A 7,268-nucleotide genomic window follows, 5' to 3' on the forward strand; every position below is an offset into this window, starting at 1 on the left:
AATGTAAATCAATGATTCTTTGTTTATCATCTTTCCAGACAGTATGACCATCCGTTGTATAATCAGTATTTACTTCCTCAAATCCATGCTGCTTAATCACATAAATATAATCATGATAATGTTTCAGTTCAACAAACAAATCAATATCATTGTGTATTCTTGATTCTCTTTTAAGAAGTGCATCAACACCCCATCCGCCATCTAAATATACTTTAATTTCGTTTTGCAAAGCATATTTTATAATTTCACATGCATCTTCTGTACGTACCATAATCTATCCTCCAAATTCAAATCTTTGTATGCTTTCCAACTCACTAAAAGCCTGAAATTTGTCAGTCTTTCATCCTTTTTGTTATCAATCACCAATTAGCTGTAATCCATTAGGATTTAGCTGATATATTTTATCGCACACCTCTTCAATATACTTTCTATCGTGAGAAATGCTAATGACAGCCCCCGGAAATTCTCGGAGCATTTTTCTTATTACCGGACCGGACAATGGTGAAAAATTTCTTGTCGGTTCATCCAGAATAAGAACATTTGCACCACTTAAGCTCATCCTCAAGAGAAGCACTTTCGCCTTTTGTCCGCCTGATAACTCCCGAATCGGATGCTCCATTTCATCTGGTGTGTATTTAAGTGAACCAAGGTATGTTCTAATTCTTGTACGCTCTTCTTTATCTCCTGTTTTATCAAGGTAATCAACCGGTGTAACATCCAAATCCAGCAGGTCTTCATAAGTTTGAGGCATATATTCTGCTTTAATGTCATTCCGATTTAGGAGTTCTTCCGCTATCTTTTTTAGAAGAGTCGTTTTTCCTGCCCCGTTGGCTCCTATCATACAGATTTTTTCTGAACCTTTTATTTTTAAATGAATTCCTTCTGCTAAAATTCTTTTGCCATCCGGAGTCACAAGCTTTGAAAGTTCATATTCTATGACCGTTTTTCCTGCGGGAATGTGTGAGTTTTCATCCCCTAATTTGACAAAGATTGCTTCTTCCTGTTCCGGCATCTGAGTCATATTTTCATCTTCTTTTTCAAATCTTCGTTCCATTGCCTTAACCGTATGCATTTTGTCCTTTAAGTTTTTGGCAACAGACGGTGCTTGTCTGGTACAACTTCTTAATGCACCTTGTACACTCTGCATAACTCTTTGATATTTTTCATCGCGAATCTTTTTCTCCCTACGGTCACTCAGTGCCCGCTGTTTTTGGATTTCAAATTTATGAAGCCGTTCTTCCACATAGCGTCTATAGGGAAGCTTTGCCACGGTATATCTCGCCTTTGTTTTTCGTATAATCTGCTCGATATGTATCACCATGTTGGCAGTACGCTCTATCAGCGTTTCATCGTGTGAAATAAAAAGCACAATGTGCTTCCAGTCATTTATGATTTTTTCCAGTAATGTAAGCGTCGCAATGTCGATGTCATTGGAAGGTTCGTCCAACAACAGCACAGAAACATCGCGAATGAAAAGCCTCATAAGTTGTGTCTTGACTTTTTCGCCTCCTGAAAGACTACCCATTGTCTGGTTACTGTAGAAAAAATCATTTTTCATTCCAAATTTTCCCGCAATAACAGACAATTCTTTAGGCGTTTTCTCCCAGAATATTTCCTCTTCAGAAAAATATTCGTATATTGTTTTTTCCTTATCTTCATCGAGCATCTCCTGCGGAAGATAACCAAGACGTTCGTGTCCCATTATCCTTTCCCCATCTGCTTCTATATAGTTTTCTACAAGCGACGGATTGTATATCCACTTCATTAATGTCGATTTCCCATTTCCCTCTTCTCCAATAATAACTGCCTTATCTCCATCATTTAGCACAAGGTTGAAATCATTAAGAATTATTCTCAGGTCTTTTTTATGTGTTAAATTTAATTTTTTTATCTGCAACATTAAAGTTTCTCCTTTTCGAAGTCTGAGCCAATTATTATTTTGAACACACAAAAACGAGTCTTTTTTGCATACGCAAAAATAGACTCGCTAAATAGACCCTTATTTCTTTTCCAAAAGGAAAACAAAGGAAATGCCTCTTGCGATAATCCAACTTAAGCGTACACAAAACAAACCTATTCTCTACAGGCTCAATAACTATATGTGTCTTACTTAAATCAAATTATCTATTAATCATTTCCTCACCTTACACAAAATGTGCCTTTCTTTCTTCTAATGGCAATACTATCATACTGTATTTTTTGTGTCAATACATTTCACCTTATGGAAGTGCAAATTCCGATTTGTCGTTCTGTTTAGTCCCCAAAGAACCTACTAAACCAGCTACGCTTTTGAACCGGTTCTGTCTCACGCTCCGGCTGATCGGCTCCGGACTTGCCGGAAAGAAGCTGCTGATGCATTGTCCCAGCATGGAGAGCCTGGGCCGCTGCCGCAGTCTGCTGTGCCGTCACCAACGCCGAGCTGACCTCCGCCAACCTTGCGTTCAGTTCCTCGATCTGCTTGTCCTTTACAGCAAGTTGCTCGCTTTTCCGGTCTAATTCTCCCTGCAGCATAGCGATCAAAGTGGTTTCGCAAGTTTCGCAACTTGCTTTCGCCTGTTGCGAAACTTGCTTTCGTTCAACACCTAAATAATGCTGATATATGGCGGTTTTTTGACTTTCGCTGATTGCGAAACTTCCTTTCGCATCTTTCGCAACATGGTTTCGCCTACACCATGCACGAACTGCCTGTTCCGACACGCCACATTCTATTGCAATTTCCGTTATTACACCCGCCAAATATCATCACCACTCTTTCATCCGGAGTTAATCTCAAAACAAATCGCTATGAGATCCCGTCCTTATCAATTTCAAAATCAAAGTCTGCCGAACAACTTTATAGACCAACAGCCAGTCCGGCTCGATGTGACATTCTCTCATGTCCTTATAATTTCTGGAATTAGTGAGAGCATGATCTCGATACGCCTCCGGCAACGGCTGCTCGTTACACAACAGCGTGATCACTTCCTCCAACTTCTTCGGATCGCAGCCTCTCTTGATCGCAAGCTTGTAATCTCGTTTGAACTGCCCCGAAAACTCCGGCTTAAGCATTCAGCGCCTCCATCAGATCTGCAACGCTATCAAACGGACCATACATATCCTCTCCCTTTTCTGCCGCCTCCATCGCCGCATAGGTAACAGCATTCGGCTCGTCAACCTTGACTTCAAAGGGAAGTCCATGACACCTAAGTGCCTGTCGATAAAAAATACCCGTTGCCGTACTCAAATCCATTCCGAGGGACTTAAAGAGAGCTGCCGCCTGTGCTTTCAGCTCCGGCTCCATTCTTATCGTCATATTTCCTTTAGCCATAATAGCACTCCTTTCCTCGTCATTTTTAGCTTGCACTAATATTATATTCAATATTCGTGACATTTGCAAGTGCATTGCAAATGTTTTTTTGCAACTTTTCTATGAACAGTGCTTTCTATATGCTAACACCGCAGCGTGTACATTTAGGGGGTGAAAAAGCCTTATTTCGCGCGGTTTTCAAGCCTCGTTTTCGGTGGGGTAATATAAAAACCCTTACCCGCCCCGAAAACGCCTTGTAGGGCGTTTCTGGGGCGTTTACAGCCCTTTCTTAAATTCCTCCACCAACAGATCGCTCAAAGCCTGTGATGGGCGTATTTTGACCGTTATATGCCCCTCCGGTACGGTGTCCCACCATTTGCGGATCGTTTTCGGATCAAGTCCGGTGTCCCTATGACAATCGGCCTTGCGTCCCTCTGGATGCTCCTGCCGCCACGCATAGACTTGCGCTTTCTTTTCTTCTGCCCCTTTTCTTCTCCATGTGCCGCCAGGATAATCCACTTCCTGCACCGCCCTTGCTCTTTTCAAATGCTCTTTCTGTGATCTACCATTCCTCTTGTTGCGCTCGATGCGAACATCGGTCAGAGCTTCAATATCGGAAATCGTGAAATTGTAATACTCCTTGTCGTAGGCTTCCAGCGCACTCCGTATATCTTCCTCGGTCAATGCGTTCTCATGCTTCACCATCTGCAGATCATCAAAAGCCTCTTTCATATCCTGCCGGAGCTGCTGCTTCGACACACCGCATTTGTAAGCATAGATAGCAAGGCACATCAAAAAGAAATACCGATGCCCGCCCTTTATCTCTCCGATCTGCCGCAGCCACCAATGGTAGAGCGCATACGGATCATCACCATGCACCTTTCCGGCAATATCCCACTTCTTGCGTCCTTTCTCGCCTCTCACAACAACACGCTCATACCACTCCGGATATGCCTCCCTCGCCTCAGCTCGTGTCATTTTGGATGGGCTGAAAGGCTTATTGACATCCACCCTGTTTTCTGGCTTTGCGTAGGCGTTCAGATAATCCAGCGTTACCCGTTCTCCGGTACGGAAAGCGACCAGCTCCGTCCCATGCTTGTCATTGATGCTGCCCACCATGCGGAAGCTCTGATTGATGGATTGATACTGGATCGCCTTGACCTGCGAAGTGCTGCCATACTCCCATAGCCGGAAAGTGAGGTCATATTTCAGACTTTTAAGCTGAATTTTTATATTCGGGTATAGGTCAATCGGCTGCTGGAAAACATAGTAGATATGCAGCCCTGTCCCCGACAGAACAAGGAAAGTCGGCATCGGCAACCGGCGCACTCGCTCCGGATCGCCGCCAAAGCGCAGAAAGAGGTTGCGCAGCTCGGCAAGACCTACGCCATCCAGATCGAAGATCAGAGCATACATCCGCTGGGCGTTCTCCAGCCTGTTCTCCTTTCTGCGATATGCAAGACCGCTGCACAAAGTAAGGCTGTTCCCCTCGACAAACTCCATGTAATCCTGTTCCCATGTGTCGTTATACATCTTCCTGCGCCGGAGCTTCTTATCCTCGCTCTGTTCGTCCCGATACAGATACACAGCGTTCGGATGGGAAAAATCCGTGTGCCGTTCTCCGGAGTTCTCATTGTCCGGAAACAGCTCTTTATAAAACTCATAGCCTCCGACCTCCGGATATTGTGCGCTCAAATACTCGTAGCAGCCTCGATAATTCTCGGTCATATTACCACCTCACAAAAGAAAAAGTACCAAAAAGAAAATCCGCTGCGGCGGGGATCGCCTGCGGGCGGGAAGGGGGAAAAGGGGGAGCAAAAGAGCGGCGGCTACGCCGCCTTAAAGAGAAAGTCACCTCCCCCTTTTCCCCCTCGCTGCGGGGCATTGAAAGTGCCGCCACTATGGAAAACCCGATGGGTTTACCACAGTGGCTTGGAAAACCTCTAACGAGGTTTACCACACTTCCAACACCCCTCCGCTCACCCCCCTTTTCCCCTCCGACTTTCTCCCTTTCAGAGAGAAAAAATATAGGTTGGGAGTACCCTTACAGGGGGCTTAGATTATCAATACAGCAATTCCCTATTTTCAGTTGTTATTATAGCCTGTCCGAAAGAGATTTTCAAGCCCTCCGGACAGGCTTCTTTTACAGCTCCATGCCGCCCATTCCTCGCTGGTGCTGCTGTTGCTCCTGCTGCTGTCCAATCTCCGGATCGGGCAGCAGCTCCCTCGCCTTTTCAAGCAGAGGACGCAGACGCTCCGGCAAGTGTTCTTCCAAGAAGTCCAGCATCCGACCGATGCCGTCCGTCAGACGCTCGGTGAAGCTGCGTTCCTCCTGCAGCTCGGATTGCAGATAATAGTTTTCATCGCGCAGCCTCCGGTTTTCCTGTTCAAGCCTCTGCTGCCGCTGCGCTTCTTCCAGCCGCTTCTTCATGGACGGCACCTGTGACCGCAGACGGGTGTTTTCCTCCGTCAGCTCCTGTACCTTGTGCCGATCCGTCACGCTGCGCAGTGCCATTTTCTTTAGCTGCTCGACCTGATCCACCGTCACGCCCTTTACTGCCCCTGTGAGCGTCTTTTCCGGCTGAATATCATGCAGGGGTGCATTTACCCTGTCAGCCTCCTTTAAGAGCCGCACAGTGCCTTTCAGAGCGTCCCGCTGCCGTTCCAGCTCAGCAACCTCCCGCTCTACTGCCGCTGTCTGCTGCTGCACCGCTTCCAGCCTCGCAGCCGCTTCCTTGAACTGCGGCAAGTCCATGTGCGGTCTGTTCGTGCCGAGAGAGATAATTTCAAAATCGTGCCGCTGGGCGATCTCCGTCAGAGCTTCTTTCTCCCGTTCCATCCACGCCGCCCATTCGGTCTGCTTTCTGCCGACACCGACAAACCCCTGCTGCTTCAATGCCTGTTTCATAGATACCCTTGTAGAAAGTCCTCTTGACTGCTCCGTTGCCACAGGGATAAAATCGACATGGAGATGGGGCGTTGCCTCGTCCATGTGCAGCACCATATTGAACACCCGCAGATGGGGGTTGCGTTCTGCAAAAGACTCCGCAAAATCTTTCAGAGCTGCCGCCGCCCGTTCTCCGTCCGGCGTACCGCACCCACAGTCGCTCATGTTGCCGATCTGGAAGATCGCTTCATGGAACAGCTTTTCCTGTTTACTCTGCCGGATATGCTCATAGTAGTCCGGTATCTTATCTCTCGTTTTGGTTTTCTTTGCGTTGTAGGCTGCGAGAGCTTCATCAAAGACCATATGATAGACCTGCTTCAGATCCTCGTTGCAGAAAACAATGTTCTGCTCCGTCCGGCTCCGGTCTACATTCGCCGCTGAGAAGCTGCGGTTGTTGTGCCGGATGCTCCCTGCACCTGTCATACCCGAAATCGTAACTCCCATAAAATCGCCCCCTTTCCGCTTATTCTTCCGTCCTCTATTTTATCATAAATTTCCGCTAAAAACAACCTCTTTGTTACTTTCTGGTGAGAAAGTAACGCAAAAGCACTTTCACACCGCCACCCCATCGGTGCAGCGGTGTGAAAGTGCTTTGCGCCCCTAAAGGGGAGGGGTTGCCGGAGCTGCTTCACTGCCGGCTCGTGCCTGCTGCTCTGCCAGCTCCGGAGGGGCGCTGCCCCTGCCGTCTGCGGACGGCTCCCCGACCTTCATCCCACCGATAAACTGAAATTTTACTTTTCCTTATATTCATCTGGTATTGCTATTTGAAATGTTTCACACAACAGCATCACATCATGCACATCATTTTTATCGTGTTCATATCCCAAATGAAGCATTACCTGACTCAATGGTTCAATACAAGAAACAGTTATATCTCCAACTTTTCCAATACCGGAAAAAGTTTTTGATGGAAATATATCTCCCTCATAAACAATTCCGTCATCTGTAAATTCAAAACAATGTAAATCAATGATTCTTTGTTTATCATCTTTCCAGACAGTATGACCATCCGTTGTATAATCAGTATTTACTTCC

The 7,268-nt window shown here is 46.3% G+C and carries 8 protein-coding genes; all 8 read right to left on the reverse strand.

Annotated features, from left to right (window positions below):
• On the reverse strand, positions 1 to 271 hold a 271-nt coding region (locus LKD71_RS17355), incomplete at its 3' end, for a nucleotidyltransferase domain-containing protein (protein WP_408611028.1).
• An 84-nt stretch (positions 272 to 355) separates the two neighbouring features.
• On the reverse strand, positions 356 to 1,900 hold the full coding sequence (locus tag LKD71_RS17360) for an ATP-binding cassette domain-containing protein (protein ID WP_009247522.1): 1,545 nt from the start codon (positions 1,898 to 1,900) through the stop codon (positions 356 to 358).
• Positions 1,901 to 2,253: 353 nt separating this feature from the next.
• Positions 2,254 to 2,736: a hypothetical protein gene (locus LKD71_RS17365; RefSeq protein ID WP_076917214.1), complete on the reverse strand. Its 483-nt coding sequence runs from the start codon at positions 2,734 to 2,736 to the stop codon at positions 2,254 to 2,256.
• Between the two features lie 33 nt (positions 2,737 to 2,769).
• The gene (locus LKD71_RS17370; protein WP_021632616.1) at positions 2,770 to 3,048 is read right to left on the reverse strand and encodes a type II toxin-antitoxin system YafQ family toxin; all 279 of its coding nucleotides are present in this window, start codon (positions 3,046 to 3,048) and stop codon (positions 2,770 to 2,772) included.
• The gene (locus LKD71_RS17375) at positions 3,041 to 3,307 is read right to left on the reverse strand and encodes a type II toxin-antitoxin system RelB/DinJ family antitoxin (protein ID WP_033119556.1); all 267 of its coding nucleotides are present in this window, start codon (positions 3,305 to 3,307) and stop codon (positions 3,041 to 3,043) included. Before LKD71_RS17375 ends, LKD71_RS17370 begins: the two co-directional genes overlap by 8 nt.
• Positions 3,308 to 3,562: 255 nt before the next feature.
• On the reverse strand, positions 3,563 to 5,014 hold the full coding sequence (locus tag LKD71_RS17380) for a hypothetical protein (protein ID WP_199488597.1): 1,452 nt from the start codon (positions 5,012 to 5,014) through the stop codon (positions 3,563 to 3,565).
• A 415-nt stretch (positions 5,015 to 5,429) separates the two neighbouring features.
• Positions 5,430 to 6,677, reverse strand: a complete 1,248-nt coding sequence (locus LKD71_RS17385; protein WP_015517767.1) for a plasmid recombination protein — start codon at positions 6,675 to 6,677, stop codon at positions 5,430 to 5,432.
• A 287-nt stretch (positions 6,678 to 6,964) separates the two neighbouring features.
• The coding region (locus tag LKD71_RS17390) for a nucleotidyltransferase domain-containing protein (protein ID WP_408611029.1) at positions 6,965 to 7,268 on the reverse strand (304 nt) is incomplete at its 5' end.

Origin of the sequence: Fusicatenibacter faecihominis (genome assembly GCF_020686945.1) — a bacterium.
GTDB lineage: Bacteria > Bacillota > Clostridia > Lachnospirales > Lachnospiraceae > Limivivens > Limivivens faecihominis.